This window comes from Intrasporangium calvum, assembly GCF_028446585.1.
Taxonomy (GTDB): Bacteria; Actinomycetota; Actinomycetes; order Actinomycetales; family Dermatophilaceae; genus Intrasporangium; species Intrasporangium calvum_A.
The window spans coordinates 62,011-80,787 of record NZ_JAPFQL010000021.1; the positions used below are offsets into that span (position 1 = coordinate 62,011).

General features: G+C 71.0%; 14 protein-coding genes. 9 read left to right on the forward strand and 5 right to left on the reverse strand.

Features of this window, described 5'->3' with window-relative positions:
* The first annotated feature begins 269 nt into the window (after positions 1-269).
* From OO014_RS06770 to guaA, 8 genes are all read left to right on the forward strand, one after another.
* Positions 270-848 carry a sigma-70 family RNA polymerase sigma factor gene (locus OO014_RS06770; protein WP_272461528.1) on the forward strand — a complete coding sequence of 193 codons (579 nt, stop codon included), beginning with the start codon at positions 270-272 and terminating at the stop codon, positions 846-848.
* Entirely contained in the window at positions 845-2,023 is a 1,179-nt protein-coding gene (locus OO014_RS06775) for a hypothetical protein (RefSeq protein ID WP_272461529.1), read from the forward strand. The genes OO014_RS06770 and OO014_RS06775 overlap by 4 nt, the downstream gene beginning before the upstream one ends.
* A 51-nt stretch (positions 2,024-2,074) precedes the next feature.
* Positions 2,075-3,592: an IMP dehydrogenase gene (gene guaB, locus OO014_RS06780; RefSeq protein WP_272461530.1), complete on the forward strand. Its 1,518-nt coding sequence runs from the start codon at positions 2,075-2,077 to the stop codon at positions 3,590-3,592.
* Positions 3,593-3,849: 257 nt separating this feature from the next.
* On the forward strand, positions 3,850-4,971 hold the full coding sequence (locus tag OO014_RS06785) for a GuaB3 family IMP dehydrogenase-related protein (RefSeq protein ID WP_272461531.1): 1,122 nt from the start codon (positions 3,850-3,852) through the stop codon (positions 4,969-4,971).
* 82 nt (positions 4,972-5,053) lie between these two features.
* Positions 5,054-6,721, forward strand: coding sequence for a GMC oxidoreductase (locus OO014_RS06790; protein WP_272461532.1), 1,668 nt, complete (start codon positions 5,054-5,056; stop codon positions 6,719-6,721).
* 172 nt (positions 6,722-6,893) lie between these two features.
* Positions 6,894-7,661 carry an SURF1 family protein gene (locus OO014_RS06795; RefSeq protein ID WP_272461533.1) on the forward strand — a complete coding sequence of 256 codons (768 nt, stop codon included), beginning with the start codon at positions 6,894-6,896 and terminating at the stop codon, positions 7,659-7,661.
* Complete coding sequence (locus OO014_RS06800) at positions 7,658-8,014, forward strand: DUF3817 domain-containing protein (protein WP_272461534.1); 357 nt, start codon at positions 7,658-7,660, stop codon at positions 8,012-8,014. The genes OO014_RS06795 and OO014_RS06800 overlap by 4 nt, the downstream gene beginning before the upstream one ends.
* A gap of 201 nt (positions 8,015-8,215) precedes the next feature.
* Positions 8,216-9,799, forward strand: a complete 1,584-nt coding sequence (guaA, locus tag OO014_RS06805) for a glutamine-hydrolyzing GMP synthase (RefSeq protein WP_272461535.1) — start codon at positions 8,216-8,218, stop codon at positions 9,797-9,799.
* A gap of 121 nt (positions 9,800-9,920) precedes the next feature.
* Here guaA and OO014_RS06810 read toward each other — a convergent pair whose 3' ends face one another.
* Entirely contained in the window at positions 9,921-10,541 is a 621-nt protein-coding gene (locus tag OO014_RS06810; RefSeq protein ID WP_272461536.1) for a DedA family protein, read from the reverse strand.
* 165 nt (positions 10,542-10,706) lie between these two features.
* On the opposite strand from OO014_RS06810, the gene asnB reads away from it, so the two are divergent.
* A complete protein-coding gene (asnB, locus tag OO014_RS06815) occupies positions 10,707-13,406 on the forward strand; it encodes an asparagine synthase (glutamine-hydrolyzing) (RefSeq protein ID WP_272461537.1) in 2,700 nt (899 codons plus the stop codon).
* Between the two features lie 42 nt (positions 13,407-13,448).
* Here the strand turns inward: asnB and OO014_RS06820 are convergent, their stop codons facing one another.
* The 4 genes from OO014_RS06820 to OO014_RS06835 all read right to left on the reverse strand — a co-directional run bounded on the left by OO014_RS06820 (position 13,449) and on the right by OO014_RS06835 (position 18,567).
* Positions 13,449-15,113, reverse strand: a complete 1,665-nt coding sequence (locus OO014_RS06820; protein WP_272461561.1) for a long-chain-fatty-acid--CoA ligase — start codon at positions 15,111-15,113, stop codon at positions 13,449-13,451.
* 179 nt (positions 15,114-15,292) lie between these two features.
* Positions 15,293-16,534: an aminopeptidase gene (locus tag OO014_RS06825; RefSeq protein WP_272461538.1), complete on the reverse strand. Its 1,242-nt coding sequence runs from the start codon at positions 16,532-16,534 to the stop codon at positions 15,293-15,295.
* 69 nt (positions 16,535-16,603) lie between these two features.
* Positions 16,604-17,728 carry a lysylphosphatidylglycerol synthase transmembrane domain-containing protein gene (locus OO014_RS06830; protein WP_272461539.1) on the reverse strand — a complete coding sequence of 375 codons (1,125 nt, stop codon included), beginning with the start codon at positions 17,726-17,728 and terminating at the stop codon, positions 16,604-16,606.
* On the reverse strand, positions 17,725-18,567 hold the full coding sequence (locus OO014_RS06835; protein WP_272461540.1) for a PIG-L deacetylase family protein: 843 nt from the start codon (positions 18,565-18,567) through the stop codon (positions 17,725-17,727). Before OO014_RS06835 ends, OO014_RS06830 begins: the two co-directional genes overlap by 4 nt.
* Positions 18,568-18,777 lie beyond the last annotated feature (210 nt).

An 18,777-nucleotide genomic window follows, 5' to 3' on the forward strand; every position in this document is an offset into this window, starting at 1 on the left:
CCGATGCGGCCGCTTCAGGCGCCGTCGGTTGAAACTAACTGGGGCCTTGGTCTCGATTGAAGGCCTGAAGTTTCAAGACTTGTTCAAGAAATCCCCTTGAGATGACAGGTCTTTGCCGCCCCACGACGAGGTGACCGCACGTAAGATGTGAGGACGCAGCCCGGAGTCCTGGTGGGTGGGGCCCCGCTGTGGAGAGGTCGGGGGTTTCGCAACCGATGGGATTCATGCGGACCTCGCGGTCCGGAGTAACGCGACGCGCGGGTATGGCGATGGAGGGTGTGGACACTCCCACATCCCTCGGCGAGCTCGCGTCCCGGGCAGCGATCGACGCCGTCGCACGTGAAGAGCTGCTGCGACGGGTGCGCGACCTCGCGGTGCGGTACGCCCGTGTCCGGCTCGGCCGCTTCGGGGCCGAGGACCTTGCCCAGGACGTCGCTCAGGAGGTGTGCATGGCCGTGCTGACCGCCCTGCCCACGTACGAGGAGCGCGGCCTGCCCTTCGAGGCCTTCGTCTACCGCATCACCTCCCGCAAGCTCGCGGACGTGCAGCGCGCGGCGATGCGCGGCCCGACCCCAGTGGAGGAGCTGCCCGACCAGGTCGACGAGAGCCCGACCCCTGAGGCGACCGCCGTGCTCCGGGACGAGGCGGCTGTGGCGCTCTCACTGATGCACGGGCTGCCCGAGGCGCAACGAGAGATCCTCATCCTGCGTGTCGCGGTCGGCCTGACCACCGACGAGACCGCCGACGCACTGGGCATGACGACCGGTGCCGTGCGCGTCGCCCAGCACCGCGCCCTCGGCCGGCTGCGGACCCTGATGGTTGAGCGGAAGGCAGGTGACGTGGCATGACCAAGCCGGTCCCGCTGAGCGACCTGGTCGCGGACGACCTGCTGATCGACCGTGCCGCTCGCCGGCTCACGCCCGGCGACGAGCCGGTCGAGCGGCTGCTCGCAGCCCTGGCCGCGCACGCCGACCACCCGTTGGGTCAGCCGCAGTCGCGGCGCCGCACCGGCCGCCGCCGCGCACTCTCCGCCTTGACCGCGCTCGCCGTGGGGGCCTCCGGCGCCGGCGTCGCCGCGGCCGTCACCGTCCCGGGCGGGCGGCCCTCCGCCGGACCTGCGTCCGTGGCACCGGCTCCGGAGGCGCCGCGAGCCGGGGCTGCGCTGGTCCGCGAGAAGCCTGGGCGGCTCCCGCTCCCTGGTCCGGAGAGCCGGCTGGGCGCACCCGCGCCGAAGGCCCTGATCGAGGAGCTGACGCCTGTCCTGCTGCCCGCACTCGTCCGGCGTGCCTCCGGCTCCGATGTGAGCCGGTCGCGTTGGATCGGTCTCTCGGTGACCCGGGCCCGCGTGATGGCCGGGCTCGAGGACCGTGGGCAGCCGCTGCAGCCGAGCACCCCAGAGCTGGTGGTCCAGTCGGCGCCCGGCAACCCGTCGCCCCCGGGGCACGGGCACACCACTCCAACGCCCGCTCCCGGGCCGACGGCGGAGCGGACCCCTGAGCCGGAGCCGAAGCGCGGTCGGGACGCGGAGCCGACCGACCGGGCCACGGCGGCACAGGCCCCCAAGGCAGAGGACCGGGGACCCAAGGCCCACGGCAAGGCGCCTGAGCTCGGGCGCGGTGGCGCTCAGTCCCGTCCCGTCCCGGCGGCGCCGCCCGTCGAGGAGCGCCGCACACCGCCACGGGCCGAGCCCCAAGACGCATCGCCGCAGCGACCCGCCACCGACCAGCCGGCTACCCCAGCGGCAGTCGGGATCCCCGTCGTGGTTCCCGTCGAGGTCCCGGTCGAGGCTCCTGTCGAGAACCCTGCCGAGCCCCCCGCCGAACCCCCCGCCGATGGTGCCGAAGTCGTGGTCCCGCCCGACCCTCCGGCCGCACCGGCCGACCCCGGTGCCGAGTCCGGCGAGGCACCGGCGGAGACGTCACCCGCGGCTGCGGACCCGGCCGCTGAGCCCTCGGTTCCGGCGGCCCCGACACCGGAGGCTCCCTTGGACGAGGCCGCCGGCTCGGTGCTCGGCGGCGTCTGACCGGCATTCAGGCGGTCCGGAGCTCTCCGTCGCCTCCCGTAGAATCTTCCAATGCAGCTCGGTACGAATGACGTCCCCTCCCCGTTCGAGAACCTCGGCCTCACCTACGACGACGTTCTGCTCCTGCCGGGCTACAGCGACCTGGCGCCCAACGACATCGACACCTCGACCCGCCTGACCCGGGAGCTGTCGATCAAGTCGCCCCTCATCTCCGCGGCGATGGACACCGTGACCGAGGCCCGCATGGCCATCGCGATGGCGCGTCAGGGCGGCATCGGCGTGCTGCACCGCAACCTGTCGATCGCGGACCAGGCCTACCAGGTCGACCTCGTCAAGCGGACCCAGACGGGCATCATCTCCAACCCGATCACGATCGGTCCGGAGGCGACCCTCGAGGAGCTGGACCAGAAGTGCGGCGAGTACCGCGTCTCCGGGCTGCCCGTCGTCGACGGCGACAAGCGCCTGATCGGCATCGTCACCAACCGCGACCTGCGCTTCACGCCGGTCAAGGAGTGGGCGACGACGCGGGTCCACGAGGTGATGACGCACATGCCGCTCATCACCGGGCCTGAGGGCATCAGCCGGGAGGACGCGACGCTGCTGCTCCGCCAGCACAAGCGCGAGCGCCTCCCGCTCGTCGACGACCAGGGCCACCTCGCCGGGCTGATCACGGTCAAGGACTTCGTCAAGGGCGAGCAGTTCCCCAACGCGAGCCAGGACGGCTCCGGGCGGCTCATGGTCGGCGCTGCGATCGGCTACTTCGGCGACGCGTGGGAGCGGGCCACGACCCTCATCGAGGCCGGTGTCGACGTCCTCGTCGCCGACACCGCGCATGGGCACGTCCGGATGCTCGTCGAGATGGTGGCCCGGCTCAAGTCGGACCCGGCGACCAAGCACGTCCAGGTCATCGGTGGCAACGTCGCGACCCGCGAGGGCGCGCAGGCCTTCGTGGACGCCGGCGCGGACGCCATCAAGGTCGGGGTCGGGCCGGGCTCGATCTGCACGACCCGGATCGTCACCGGCGTGGGAGCCCCCCAGATCACGGCCGTCCACTCCGCGTCCCTCGCCGCCAAGCCGGCCGGGGTCCCGGTCATCGCGGACGGCGGGCTGCAGTACTCCGGCGACATCGCCAAGGCCATCGTCGCCGGCGCGGACTCCGTCATGATCGGCTCCCTCCTCGCCGGTTGCGAGGAGTCGCCCGGTGAGCTGATCTTCGTCAACGGCAAGCAGTTCAAGAGCTACCGCGGCATGGGGTCGCTCGGGGCCATGAGCTCGCGGGGCAAGAAGTCCTACTCCAAGGACCGCTACTTCCAGGCCGAGGTCGACACCGACGACAAGCTCGTGCCCGAGGGCATCGAGGGCCGCGTCGCCTACCGCGGGCCGCTCTCGGCGGTCGCGCACCAGATGGTCGGCGGCCTGCGCCAGTCGATGTTCTACGTCGGCGCACGCACCATCCCGGAGCTGCAGGAGAAGGGCAAATTCGTCCGCATCACCTCCGCCTCGCTCAAGGAGAGCCACCCGCACGACATCCAGGGCATCGTCGAGGCGCCCAACTACACCGTCGGCTGAGTGCCTTTGGCCGTATGCCGCTGAGCGCGCTTCGCCGGTCGGCGATCCTCGCGCTCGTGGTCGGGCTGACGGCCCCGCCGCCAGAAGTGCGCACTCCCAGGGACGGAGCCGGGTCGTCGGAGGAGTGCGGGGTGCAGGGCGCACCGTTGCCGTCAACCTGCCCGCCGACCACGAATGTGCACTTCTGAGCGGGAGCGAGCTCAGCGGCATACGGACGAGTGGGCGAGCCAACCCCGTGCGATCGCTAGGCTGACCGGGTGACTGAGATCGAGATCGGCCGAGGCAAGCGCGGGCGGCGCGCCTACTCCTTCGACGACATCGCGGTGGTGCCGTCCCGGCGCACGCGCGACCCGGAGGAGGTCTCGGTGTCGTGGCAGATCGACGCCTACCACTTCGACATCCCCGTGATGGCGGCGCCGATGGACTCGGTGGTCTCGCCGGAGTCCGCGATCGCGCTCGGCAAGCTCGGCGCCCTGCCGGTGCTCGACCTCGAGGGGCTGTGGACGCGCTACGAGGACCCGACCGCGCAGCTCTCCGAGATCGCCGGGCTGGACCCGCTCCACGCGACCCAGCGGATGCAGGAGATCTACGCCGAGCCGATCAAGCCCGAGCTCATCACGGAGCGGCTGCGCCAGCTCCGCGAGGCCGGCGTCACCGTCGCTGGCGCCCTCTCGCCCCAGCGCACCCAGCAGCACTGGAAGACCGTCGTCGACGCGGGTGTCGACCTGTTCGTCATCCGCGGCACGACCGTCTCCGCCGAGCACGTCTCCGGGCGGGCCGAGCCGCTCAACCTCAAGCGGTTCATCTACGAGCTCGACGTGCCGGTCATCGTCGGTGGGGCAGCGTCCTACACGGCGGCCCTGCACCTGATGCGCACCGGCGCGGCCGGTGTGCTCGTCGGATTCGGTGGGGGAGCGGCGCAGACGACCCGCAAGGCCCTGGGCATCCACGCGCCGATGGCGTCGGCCGTCGCCGACGTCGCTGCGGCCCGGCGGGACTACCTCGACGAGTCCGGCGGCCGCTACGTCCACGTCATCGCCGACGGCGGCGTGGGGACCTCGGGCGACATCGTCAAGGCCGTCGCGTGTGGCGCCGACGCCGTGATGCTCGGCGCGGCGCTCGCGCGGGCCACCGATGCGCCCGGCCGCGGCTTCCACTGGGGCCCGGAGGCCCATCACTCGGAGCTGCCGCGTGGGCTGCGGATCGAGCTCGGCGCCCAGGCCTCCATCGAGGAGATCCTCTTCGGCCCGGGCCGGCACGCGGACGGCACGACGAACCTCGTCGGGGCGCTGCGCCGCGCCATGGCGACGACGGGCTACAGCGACGTCAAGGAGTTCCAGCGCGTCGAGGTCGTGGTGTCGCCCTACCTCGGCCAGTGAGGGCCCGACCACCGCTGTGACCCCGTTGTGGGCTTCGTTACCAGCGGTAGCCTCTGCGGTGTGAGGCGCCTAGGGTGTCCGCATGACGCAGGCGTACGACCACGACGTCGTGGTGATCGGTTCCGGCTTCGGTGGGTCCGTGGCTGCCCTTCGGCTCGTCGAGAAGGGCTATCGCGTGCTCGTCTACGAGGCCGGCCGCCGCTTCGCCGACGAGGACTTCGCCGACACGAGCTGGAATCTGCGGCGCTACCTGTGGGCGCCACGCCTGGGGTGCTACGGCGTGCAACGGATCCACCACCTGCCGGACTGCCTCGTGCTCGCCGGCGCAGGAGTGGGCGGCGGGTCGCTCAACTACGCCAACACGCTCTATGTGCCACCGAGCCCGTTCTTCCGGGACCCGCAGTGGGCGGGCATCACCGACTGGGAGGCCGAGCTCGCCCCCCACTACGCGACCGCCCGACGGATGCTCGGCGTCGTCGAGAACCCGTGCGAGGGCCCGGTCGAGCAGCTGATGCGCGACGCGGCCGTCGACCTCGGCGTCGGGGAGACCTACCGCAAGACGCCGGTCGGGGTGTTCTTCGGGGAGCCCGGCAAACGGGTGCCGGACCCCTACTTCGGCGGCGAGGGGCCGGAGCGGACCGGGTGCACCGAGTGCGGGAACTGCATGGTCGGCTGCAAGATCGGCGCCAAGAACACGCTGGTCAAGAACTACCTCGCCCTGGCCGAGCGGCGGGGCGTCGTCATCGAGCCGCTGCGCACGGTGACCTCCGTCCGCCCGCTCAACCCCGAGCGGCCGGACAGCGGATATGCCGTGACCACGGTCCGGTCCGGCGCGTGGACCAAGCGGGGCAAGGCGGAGACCACGGTCACCGCCGGCCAGGTCGTCATCGCGGCGGGCGCCTGGGGCACGGCGCAGCTCCTCCAGGCCATGCGGGAGAGTCACCTGCCCCGACTCTCCAGCCGGCTCGGTGAGCTGACCCGCACCAACTCCGAGGCGCTCGGTGGGGCGATGACGGCCCGCGTGCCCCAGGGCATGGACCTGACGAAGGGCGTGGCCATCACGTCGAGCTTCCACGTCGACGACGTCACCCACGTGGAGAACGTCCGTTACGGCAAGGGCTCCAACGCGATGGGCCTGCTCGCGATCATGCAGGTGGACGGCGGCGGGCGGGTGCCGCGGTGGCTCAAGTTCCTCGGGCTCGCGGTCCGGCACCCCCTCACCTTCCTGCTCAGCCTGTGGAAGCGGCGCTGGAGCGAGCGGACAGTCATCGCCCTGGTGATGCAGACGACCGACAACTCGATCCGGGTCTCGCGCAGACGCGGCCTGTTCCGGTCGCGTCTCACGTCCGAGCAGGGGCACGGCGCTCCCAACCCCACCTACATCCCCGCGGGCAACGCCGCCGTCCGGGCGATGGCGAAACGCCTCGAGCAGACGACCGGGCACCGTGCCGAGCCCGGCTCCTCGATCGGCGAGATCCTGGACATCCCGCTGACCGCGCACTTCATTGGGGGCGCGGTCATCTCCGACTCTCCCGACCAGGGCGTCATCGACCCCTATCACCGCGTCTGGAACTACCCGGGCCTGCACGTCGTCGACGGCGCCGCGATCTCCGCGAACCTCGGGGTCAACCCGAGCCTGACGATCACGGCCCTGGCCGAACGCGCGATCGCGCTGTGGCCGAACCGCGCCGAGACGGACGAGCGGCCGGTCCAGGGTGAGCCCTATCGGGCGATGGCAGGGCGGGGCTGACCCTGATGAAGGGGTGATGCCGTCACCCCTCAGAGACGACACCACCCCCGGCACCCCGCCGGCAACCGGTCGAGAAACTCGACGAGGTGCTGACGGGGCAACGAGGTCGGACCCGGTCGGGTTACGGGAGCCGGTGTCGGGGGAGGCCGGGCGGGTGACCTACGCTGGGCGGGTGCTCCGTGGCCTGCTCACACCCCGCTGGGTGGGCTTGACGATCGTCATGCTCCTCGCGGTCACTGCCTGCGTCTTCCTCGGCCTCTGGCAGCTCGGCGTCGCCCAGGACGAGGGCCGCAAGGAGGCCGTCGCCGCAGCCGCAGCCTTGCCGCGCGCCCCGCTCGAGCAGGTGACGAGCCCCCACTCGGCGTTCGAGCCGGAGTTCTCCAACCGGCCGGTGAGCGCCACCGGGTCGTATGCCGCTGAGCTGGGTTTCGTGGTCCCCGACCGTCGGCTGGGCGGCCGGGTCGGGTCGTGGGTGGTCGGCGCGCTGGAGACTCCGGAGGGCGTGGTGCCGGTCCTGCGCGGGTTCGTCGAGGGCACCCCCGCGGCGGCGCCCGCGCCGCCGGAGGGCACAGTGACCGTCCTCGGCACGCTCGGCCCGGGGGAGTCGCCTCGAGCCGGAGCGGCCCTGCCGGAGGGCCAGCGCACGGGCATCGACCTGGCCGAGCTCGTCAACGAGTGGCCCGGTGACCTCTACAACGTCGTGCTGCTGGCGGCATCGGAGTCAGCGGAGTCAGTGGGGTCGGCCGTGGTCGACCCGAGCCTGTCCCGGGTGCCACCGCCCGACCTCGACACACCGCTCAACTTCAAGAACCTCGCGTACGCCATCCAGTGGTGGGTCTTCGGTCTGTTCGCGATCTGGATGTGGTGGAAGATGTTCCGAGCAGAGCAGCAGCCGGCCGGTTCCGAGCCGGTCGCATCGAGAGAGGACGCGCACGCGTGAGCACCTACCCGACCAACATGGCCAAGCCGAAGCAGATCCGGACGGCCCTCACCATCTATCGGGTCATGGCGGTCATCGCGGGCATCGCGCTCTTCATCCTCATCGCCGAGATGATCATGAAGTACGGCCTCGGCCAGGAGAACTTCTTCACCGAGAGCTGGAGCTACATCCACGGCTTCATCTACATGGCCTTCGCCGCCGCGGTCGCCAACCTCGGTGTCAAGGTCGCCTGGGGCCTCAAGCGGATCGTGCTCAACCTGCTCGCCGGTTTCGTCCCCGTCGTTCCCTGGGTTGCCGAGCACCGCAACACCAAGGAGATCAACGCCATGCTCCAGCGGGCCTACGTCGCCTGACCAGCTGACGCCACAGCCTTTGCCGTCGGGACGGATGACGGACCTTGGGCTGGGTCCTGAGCGTGGGATGGGCTCCAGAGGAGGCCAAGGTGCGCCATCCGTCCCCGACCGTCGGGGCAGCGAGGCGCGCTCGAGGCGGGAGCGAGCCCCGCGGCATACGGCATGGACGTCGGGGCGCGAGCGGGCCGATAGGCTTCGGGGGTGAGTGACGCGCACGACCTCCAGGCCCACCCTGTCCTCGTCGTCGACTTCGGCGCCCAGTACGCCCAGCTGATCGCGAGGCGAGTCCGCGAGGCGCAGGTCTACAGCGAGGTGGTGCCGCACTCGATGTCGGCCGCCGAGATCCTCGCCAAGGAGCCCGCCGCGATCATCCTCTCCGGCGGGCCGAGCTCGGTCTACGAGGAGGGCGCCCCACGGCTCGACGCGGCGCTGCTCGAGGCCGGGGTGCCGGTGTTCGGCATGTGCTACGGGTTCCAGGCGATGGCGCAGGCGCTCGGCGGGACCGTGGACCGGACCGGCGGGCGGGAGTACGGCAAGACCCAGGCGTCCATCTCGCGCACCGACTCGACGCTCTTCGACGGCCAGCCCGAGGAGCAGGTCGTCTGGATGTCGCACGGCGACTCGGTGGGGGAGGCGCCGGACGGCTTCCTCGTCACGGCCTCCACCCTGAGCACGCCGGTCGCCGCGTTCGAGAACGACGAGCAGCGCCTCTACGGCGTGCAGTGGCACCCCGAGGTGATGCACTCCGAGCAGGGCCAGCGGGTCCTCGAGAACTTCCTCCGCAAAGGCGCCGGCATCACGCCCGAGTGGACGCCCGGCCACGTCGTCGAGGAGCTCGTCGAGTCGATCCGCGAGCAGGTCGGCGAGGACCGGGTGCTCTGTGCCCTGTCCGGCGGCGTCGACTCCTCCGTGGCGGCCGCCCTCGTCCAGCGCGCTGTCGGTGACCAGCTGACCTGCGTCTTCGTCGACCACGGCCTGCTCCGTGAGGGCGAGGCCGAGCAGGTCGAGAAGGACTTCGTGGAGGCGACTGGCGTCGACCTCGTCGTCGTCGACGCGCAGGAGCGGTTCCTCAACGCGCTCGCCGGCGTCACCGACCCGGAGACCAAGCGCAAGATCATCGGCGAGCAGTTCATCCGAGTCTTCGAGCAGGCCGCCCGCGACGTCGTCGGCTCGCACGCCGACGAGGAGCACCCGGTCAAGTGGCTCGTGCAGGGCACGCTCTACCCCGACGTCGTCGAGTCGGGCGGCGGTGAGGGCGCCGCCAACATCAAGAGCCACCACAACGTCGGCGGCCTGCCCGACGACCTCCAGTTCAAGCTCATCGAGCCCCTGCGGACCCTCTTCAAGGACGAGGTGCGGCAGGTCGGCCTGGAGCTCGGCGTGCCGGAGGTCATCGTCTGGCGGCAGCCGTTCCCGGGCCCCGGGCTCGGGATCCGGATCATCGGGGCGGTCGACGCCGAGCGGCTCGCCATCCTGCGCCGCGCCGACGCGATCGCCCGCGAGGAGCTGACCAGGGCCGGGCTCGACCGCGACATCTGGCAGTGCCCGGTCGTCCTGCTCGCCGACGTCCGCTCCGTCGGCGTCCAGGGTGACTTCCGCACCTATGGGCACCCGGTCGTGCTGCGCCCGGTCGCCTCGGAGGACGCGATGACCGCCGACTGGGCCCGCGTCCCCTACGACGTGCTGGCCCAGATCTCGACCCGGATCACCAACGAGGTGCCCGAGGTCAACCGCGTCGTGCTCGACGTGACGAGCAAGCCCCCGGGCACCATCGAGTGGGAGTGACCGGGGCTGCCCAAGGCTGCGTGGGCACGCTGGTCACGTTCGCCCCGGTGACTCCCGCTCGCATCATGATCGAGTGGGAGTGACCGGGGCTGCCCTTTGGGAGTGACCCGGGCCGCGTGCCTCAGGGTGCGCCTGGTGTCGCCGGCGTGAGGCGACGGACGAGCTGGTCGACGGCAACGCCGAGCAGCACCGCGACGGCGATCCCGGCGACCGCTCCGAGCAGGGTGTTCTCCTCGACCCAGGCCCCAGCCAGCGCGCCGATCGTGACCGCGTAGGCCGCCCATGACGCCGCCGCGAGGGCGGTGAGGGCCATGAACCTGGGCCGAGCGAACCGGCCCGCCCCTGCCGTGACGTTGACCGCGACCCGTCCGACCGGGATGTAGCGCCCGACGACGATGATGACGGCGCTGCGCTGGTGCAGCTCGCGAGAGGCGAAGTGGAAGGCGCGCCGCAGGCGGGCCCGCTCCGTGTCGCGGAGGCGGCGCAGCGGCGAGTGCCTGGCGACGGTGTAGGTGAGGTTGTCGCCGACCCAGGCCCCGACCGTCGCGACGGCACCCAGCAGGATGAGGTTCGGCGAGGCGGTGGCGGCTCCGAAGGCCGCCAGCGTGATGACCAACCCCTCGCTCGGCAGCGGCGGCAGCACGGCGTCCAGGATGGCGAGCAGAAACACGGCCCCCAGGGCCCACGGTGCCGCGGCACTGGCCGCGATGAACGAGTTGACCGCCTCGAGCGCTTCCCCCATTGGTCGACGGTACGAAGCCGACCATCGTCCGCGCATGGGGTTTTCTCCCGGTTCGGACCCTGAGCCGGCACCGGGACGCTCAGGGACGTCCGCGTCCCGGTCACCCACGAGGGGCACGTGCGAGCGGGTGCGAGCCCAGCGGCATACGCCATTAGGGTGGTCCGCATGTGCGGAATCGCGGGGTATCACGGGCTGACGGCCGACGAGGCGCTGCTGCGCCGGATGAACGACTGCCAGGTGCACCGCGGTCCCGACGGCGACGGCATCTTCACCGACGGCCCGGTCGGCCTGGCGCACCGGCGCCTGTCGATCATCGACCGCGCCCACGGCCAGCAGCCGATGACGACCCGCGACGGGCGATACACGATCATCTACAACGGCGAGGTCTACAACTACCTCGACCTGCGCGCCGAGCTCGAGGCCGCGGGGCACCGCTTCGACACGGACAGCGACACCGAGGTCGTGCTCCAGGCGTTCGCCGAGTGGGGCGCGGACGCGTTCGACCGCTTCAACGGGATGTTCGGGCTGGCGATCTGGGACGCGCAGGAGCGCTCGCTGACGCTCGCTCGCGACCACTTCGGCATCAAACCGCTTTACGTATGCCGCTCAGCCGGCTCGGGCGCGGACGACGCGGACGCGTGGTTGTTCAGTTCCGAGATCAAGCCGATCCTCGAGTCGGGGCTCTACGAGAAGCGGCCCAACGACCGGACCATCTACCGCTACCTGCGCTTCCGGATCCACGAGGACGGGCGCGAGACCTTCTTCGACGGCATCGAGCGGCTCGAGCCGGGCGAGCTGATGACGATCGCCGCGGACGGGAGTGTCGAGCGGCGGCCGTTCACGCGGCTGCGCGAGGAGCTGCTCGAGCTGGCCAAGGATCAGCGCCCGTATGACGAGGCCGCGGCCCGCGAGTACCGCGAGCGCCTGACCGAGGCGGTCCGGCTGCGCCTGCAGTCCGAGGTGCCGGTGGGGACGTCACTCTCCGGGGGGCTCGACTCGTCCGCGGTCGCCGTCATCATCAACCGGCTCATCAACGAGGGCGACCGGACGACCGAGTCGGTCGGCCAGCAGCAGAACACGTTCTCCGCGGTCTTCCCCGGCTCGATCAACGACGAGGAGCGCTACGTCGACGACGTCCTCGAGATCTGCAAGGGCCACGTCGACGGGCGCAAGATCACGCCGACGCCGACGGAGTTCAAGGAGGACCTCGTCGACTTCGTGCGCACGCAGGAGGAGCCGCTCATCTCGAGTGGCCCCTACGCGCAATACCAGGTCATGCGCGAGGCGACGAAGTACGTCACCGTGCTGCTCGACGGTCAGGGCGCCGACGAGATGATGGCCGGCTACATCCCCTACTACTTCGTCTACCTGCGCCAGCTGCGCGCCCAGGGTGCGCGCAAGGCGGCGGCGGAGCTGTCCAGGTCGCTCGACGTGCTCTGGCGGCTGGGACGCTTCAAGGCCAAGGCCAAGCTGCGCGGGCGCAAGGACATCCCGACGACGCAGCTGCTCGGGCAGGGCTTCGCCGCGCGCCACGCGGGGGAGCGCTACTCGGTCGAGGGGCGCAACCTCAAGAAGCGCCTCGTCGAGGACCTCTTCGTCGGCTCGCTGCCGTCGCTGCTGCGCTACGAGGACAAGAACACCATGCGCTTCTCGCTCGAGGGCCGCGTGCCGTTCCTCGACAAGGAGGTCGTCAAGTTCATCTTCTCGCTCTCCGACGAGGCGATCATCAAGGACGGCTGGAACAAGCGGATCCTGCGCGACGCGACCCGCGACCTGCTGCCCGAGTCGATCAACCGGCGCCGCAACAAGATCGGCTTCACGACCCCGCAGGGCGAGTGGTTCATGCGCCTCAAGAACCACTTCTACGGGATCTTCCTGTCCGAGTCGTTCGCGAGCCGTCCCTACTTCAACCAGACCGAGGTGCTCCACGCCTTCGAGGGCTGGATCAAGGGGACCAACGACGTCGACTCGATGACCTTCTGGCGCCTGCTCAACCTCGAGCTGTGGCTCCAGGAGTACTTCGACGAGAAGGTTGACGAGGCGGCGCAGGGGTCCGTCCATCGGGTCAAGACCGACTACGAGCCCAACGCGCGCAAGGAGCTCGACCTCGTCCTCGACGCGGCCCACGGGGCCGGCGCCGATGCGGGGCGCACCGTGCGGCGCTACCCGCTGCGGACGGACCTCTACGCCCGCGAGGACGACCTCGACGCCAAGACGCTCGGCTACCTCGAGCGGTTCTTCGGTGGGCTCCCGTCTGCTGGGGAGGACCACGACGCCGCGACGAAGGGCACGTGGTACTTCTTCATCTCCGAGAAGATCGTCGCGATCACCCAGGGCCGCAGCTACTTCATCTGGGACATCAAGGTCTCCCGTCCGGCACGCATCCTGTCGCGCTACGTGACGCGCACCCCGGCCGGCATCGGCCTCGGGTCGCCGTTCACCATGCAGCTCGCCATCGAGGAGGCGGGCCTGGCTCGCGTGCTCTACGCCTCGGCCGGGGGTGCGATCGGCAAGCTGATCGGCAAGCGGGGCCTGTTCTACGAGCTGGTCGGCGGTGACATCCGAGCGATCGACGGCCCGACCGAGTACTCCGTCTACCCGGCGAACGTGTCGGCCAAGCTGGCCCCGAAGGACCCGGACCAGGTGGCGGCACGACTCTCGGCCCTCATCCGGGAGCGGGTGCCGCAGCCGTGGCGGGCCACCTTCGGCGGCACCGTCGTCATGGACGCCAACGACATCGGGCGCAACGTCCTCGGCAAGGACGCCCCCGGCCCCAAGGAGCGCTACGAGGCGATGTTCGCCGACAACCCCCTCGGCCAGGGCTCCGAGCAGACCCCGATGGCGATCGTCTTCGAGCAGCCCTGATCCCACGGGCCCCTGGGGGGACTCGGGCCGATCGGTCCTGCGTCAGCGGGCGAGCAGCTGGTCACGCACCTCCCGCCGGAGCACCTTGCCGATCATCGACCTCGGCAGCTCGTCGACCACCTCGACCCGGCGCGGCACCTTGTAGGCGGCGAGGTGGGCGCGGCACTGCTCCCGGGCCGCGTCGGCGTCGAACGCCGCGCCAGCCTCGAGCGTGACGACCGCGACGACCTGCTCGCTGCCGTCCTCGCGGGGCAGCCCGACGACAGCGGCGTCGGTCACGCCCGGCAGGTGCTTGAGGACGGCCTCCACCTCGGACGGCATGACGTTGAAGCCACCCGTGATGATGACCTCCTTGATCCGGTCGACGACGTGGACGAAGCCATCCGGGTCGACCTCGACGATGTCGCCGGTCCGGAGCCAGCCGCCCTCGACCAGCGCGGCTGCGGTCTCGTCGGGCTTGTGCCAGTAGCCGGAGAAGACCTGCGGCCCTCGGACGAGCAGCTCTCCTCGCTCGCCGAGCGGACGGTCGACGCTCGGGTCATCCGGGTTGACGACCCGGATCTGCGTGCTCGGGAAGGGGACTCCCACGGCGCCGGCTCGGCGCGTCGGGCCGATCGGGTTGCCGAGGGCGATCGGCGAGGCCTCGGTGAGCCCGTAGCCCTCGACGAGGAGGCCGCCCGTCACGGACTCCCACAGCTCGAGGGTCTCCGGCGGCAGCGACATCGCGCCGGACAGGGCCCAACGAGTAGCCGTCAGGTCGACCCCTCGCTCCCGGGCCGCCTCGGCGAGCTGCCCGTAGATCGGCGGCACCGCGGGCAGGAACGTCGGCGGGTGCTTCCGAGCCGCAGCGAGGACGAGGTCGACGTCGAACCGCGGGAAGAGCACCAGACGCGCCCCGGCGCTCATCGCGAAGGTCACACAGAGGGTAAGGCCGTAGGCGTGGAACATCGGGAGGATCGCATAGATCGTCTCGGCGCCGGCCACCATCCCGGGGACCCAGGCCTGCCCCTGGGAGGCATTGGCCACGAGGTTGTGGTGCGAGAGCATCGCGCCCTTGGGCACGCCGGTCGTCCCGCTCGTGTACTGGATCGCGGCGAGGTCCTCGACCGCCGGCCGGGGGTGTCCCGCGTCCAGGGGTCCCTGGCGAAGGAGCTGGCCCCACGGGATGGTGCCCGGTGCGGGCGCGGTGAGTGCCTTGCGCAGCGCGATCACCTTGGGGATCGGCAGACCCAGGGCGACCCGCTTGACCAACGGCATGGCGTGGACGAGGTTGACGGCGACGACATCCCGCACCCCGGGCAGACGGCGCACGACCGGCGCCACCTTGTCCCACGCGATCGCGACCTGCGCCCCGTGGTCGGCGAACTGGGTCCCCAGCTCACTCGACGTGTAGAGCGGGTTGTGCTCCACCACCACCGCGCCGAGCCGGAGCACGGCATAGAACGCGACGACGTGCTGGGGGCAGTTCGGCAGGACGATGGCGACGCGGTCGCCCTGGCCGACGCCGAGCCGGCGCAGCCCTTCGGCGGCCCGGGCGACCTGCTCCGCGAGCTGCGCGTAGGTGGTCTCCGCCTCGAAGAACTCGAGCGCGACCCGGTCGCCGAAGCGCGCCACCGACCCGTCCAGCAGGTCGGTCAGCGACTGCGTGACCGGCTCGATGTCGGCGGGCACGCCGTCGGCGTAGCTGCCCAGCCAGATCCGCTCCATCCCACCAGCGGTGTCGCCTGCCTGCGTCTCCTCGGCCACGCGCGTGCTCCTTCATCCGGCGTCAGTGCCCCCTCGGTCCACCGTAAGCCCGACGGAAGCGCGGGAGGAGCGCAAGCCGGCGTATGCCGCTGGGCCGGCCCAGCGGCATACGCCCGGTTTGGCTTGTGGCGCAGGACAGCTCAGGCAGTGGGCAGGACGAACGTGTCGCCGCGGGTGATGGGCGTCACGGCACCGTCCTTGTCGATCCCGTCGATCTCGACCTGGGGGCTGCCGATGACGATGTCGACGTGGGTGTTGGCCTGGTTGAGGCCCTGCTGGATGCGCTCGTCGGGGCCCAACCGGTCGGAGCCGGGCACGTTGAAGGGGTAGCCGGCGCCCCAGGCGACGTGGGAGCCGATGTTCTCGTCGTAGAGCATGTCCTGGTAGACGAGGCCGCTGCGCCGCACCGCCGACTCCTTGTCGACGATGGCGACCTCCCCGAAGTGCCTCGACCTCGGGATGAGGTCGAACTGGGCGCGGACGGCTTCCTCGCCCCGCGCGGCGGTGGCCGAGGTGATCGTCCCGTCCGCCACCTCGAGGCGCAGGTCCTCGACGAGGGTGTTCATCGTCGTGAGGAAGAAGGCGGCCGTCGTCTGGATGGTGCCCTCGACGCGACGCCAGTCCGGTGCGGCGAAGACCTCCTCCGTCGGGAGGTTCGGCAGGAACTCCACGCCGTCGGCGTTCGTCACGGAGCCACCGGCCCAGGCGTTGCCCGGGGCGAGTCCCATGGTGAGGTCGGTGCCGGGGCCGCGGTAGCGGATCCGGTCGAAGCCCCGCGCGTTGAGCATGTCGCGTCGCAGGTGGAGCAGCGCGTTGTGCTCCTGCCAGCTCTTGGCGGGGTCGGGCTGGTCGAGGCGCATCGCCACCTTGATGCCCTCCCAGAGCCGGGTCGTGTCGGGTGAGCCGGTCACCGCCTCGGCCCATCCGGGGGAGGGCGCGGCCACGACCGTCCACGCGATCTGGTTGGTCGTCATGACCGGCATGATCGTCTTGATGAACTCGATCGGGGTGGACCGCGCCAGCCGCTGCGGGTCGAGGCCTTCCATGATCGTCGGGTTCGGGTTGCCGGTGAGGCTGATGAGGGCGACCTTGTCCTCGCCCCACGACCGGGCCGCGGCCAGCTCGTGGTCGAGCACGCGGCCGAGCTCCTCCTCCGGTGCGTGCTCCACCTGTGCGCGCTGCAGGTGCTGGTCGCGGTAGTCGATGGACACCCGGCTCGCCCCGACTCGGTATGCCTCGGTGGCCAGGGCCCGGGCGGTCGCTGCCTGCTCCGGGTGACAGCGGATGACGACGCGTTGGCCGAGCTGGACGTTGACGCCGAGGCGGACGACGAGCTCGGCGTAGGCCTTGAGCTCGTCGTCGAAGGGCTCGTGGGTGATCATCCCCTGACCCTACGCGTTGGCCGGCCCGTGGTCCTGCCGAACGCCCCAAGGCCCGGGGCCCGCCGTCGCCTAGAGCTGCTCTGGGCGTGGTCCCCGTCCGTGTTCGCTTGGGGAGACGCGGTCGCCGAGGCGGGCGGGGCGGAGTGGGTCGGGGGCTGCCTCATGGTTGTCGTCGTAGGCGTCGGCAGGGATCTTCTTCGGGCTCAGCGACCAGATGACCCAGCCGAGGACACCGAGCGGCACCTCGAAGAAGTGCGTGTAGAGCGAGAAGAGGACGACGCCCGCCGTGGCCTGTGCCGGGTCGGCACCCCAGCCGACGAGCACCGCTGCCGTGCCCGCCTCGGTGACACCCAGCCCACCGGGCGTGATGCCGACTGCTGTCAGCAGCCGCCCCACGGTGTAGGCGCCGAACATGTAGGCGAAGGGCATCTGGACGCCCATCGAGTTGAGGCAGAACCAGAAGAGGATGTAGTAGACGCCGAAGAAGCCGACGAGCCCGTAGGTCATCTCGAGCCACCCGTAGCGGACGATCTCGATGATGTCGTGGCGCATGCCGACAATCGTCTTCTCGAGGTCGGTGTCGGCGGCCTTCCTGCCCCGGAGGCGGCGCCACACCCTGGTTGCCCGGGCTCCGAGCTTGTGGGCGAAGTCCTCGGAGGCGAGAGTCCCCCAGAACGCCAGAACGACGGCCAGCCCGATCAGTGCCCCCATGATCGCGGCCTGCGTGACGACCGGGTTGAGGTGGCCGATCCCGATGAGGATCGCCAAGATGCCGACGACGGGCAGGACGACGCGGGCGAGGACGTTCCACACGCCCGTGACGATCACCATCGTGGAGATGTCGCGGCGCAGGAAGCCCCAGGACCGCAGCTGCTTGTAGGTGACCACGACACCGGCTGCGCCGCCGCCCGGCAGGAGGTTGCCGATGGAGGAGCCGCACGCGTTGACGATCATCGCCTGGGCGTGCGTCAGGCCCTTGAGCGAGCCGGTGTAGAGGAACGTGACCAGCCACAGTCCCGAGATCATCAGGCCGGTCAGGCCGATGACCGTGCCGAACTGCAGCCCGGAGAGCGTGCGCCAGACGTCGGTCCACGTCGTGTGCGCGATGCGGGGCAGGCCCCACCACAGCAGGAAGACGGCCAGCCCGGTGCCGACGAGGAACTGAACGACCTTCTTGATCCGGGCGCCCGTCATGTCAGCCCCGCAAAGACGTCATGCCGTATGCCGCTGGGCTCGCTTCCCGGGCCGCGGCCACTCAGGTGGGCGGTGGCGTCGACGAACCACTCGCGACCGAAGACGAGGTCGTAGATCGGCCTGGGGATCCGGAGGAAGGCGGCGAGGGTGCGGTCGGCTCCGCCGTCGGAGCTCGCCTGGGAGGCATGGGCGCGCATGGACGCCCGTTTGGCCCTGATGTGCCGCCGGACGTTGACCCGGTGGGTGATGTCGCGCCGGGCCGAGAAGGCACGGTCGAAGGAGGTGCGATCGAACTCCGGCGGGAACCGGTAGACCTTGGCGGCCAGGTCGATGGCCCGGGTGATGGTGTCGCGGGGAACGGTCGCCTCGAGGAGCCGGGGCGTGCCGGCGAGCTCGGCGGCACGCCGGGCCACCGCGTGGACCTTCTGGTGGTCGGGGTGGCCGTAGCCGCCGTTGGCGTCGTAGCCGAGGAGCACGTCGACCTGCTCCTCCTCGAGGATGGCGGCCAGGCGACGTGCGGCTTCCTCGGTGTCGGCGCGGACGAAGCGCGTGCGCCCCGGCGGGTCCGGCGGCGGGTCGGGATCGAGGCCGCTGTCGGCGTAGCCGAGCTGCTCGACCCGGGCGACGCCGAGGGCCCGGGCGCTCTCCGCCAGCTCGGCCCGGCGCCGGGTCGCGAGGCCACCGGCGGACAGCTCGGACGAGGCGAGGCCGAGCTCCCCGTCGGTGGCGACGACGAGGACGACCCGGTGCCCCTCCGCCGCGGCACGCGCCATCGTCCCGGACGTGAGGAGGGCCTCGTCGTCAGGGTGCGCATGGAAGGCGAGCAGCGTGAAGGACATCGTCCCGCCATCTTTGCGCATCACGCACCGTTCCCCTGTCAACCGCGAGGCGTCCGCCCCGTCCCCACCCGGTCGCCCCACGATAGACGACCGCCGCCTGGGGGCCGGTGACGGCGCGCTGCCCGGGAGGCGCGCTACTGACTCGGAGTATGAGTAAAGCGCGAGTAAAGAATGCCTTGGTTTACCTGTCATTGGTTGACACTGCGCGCT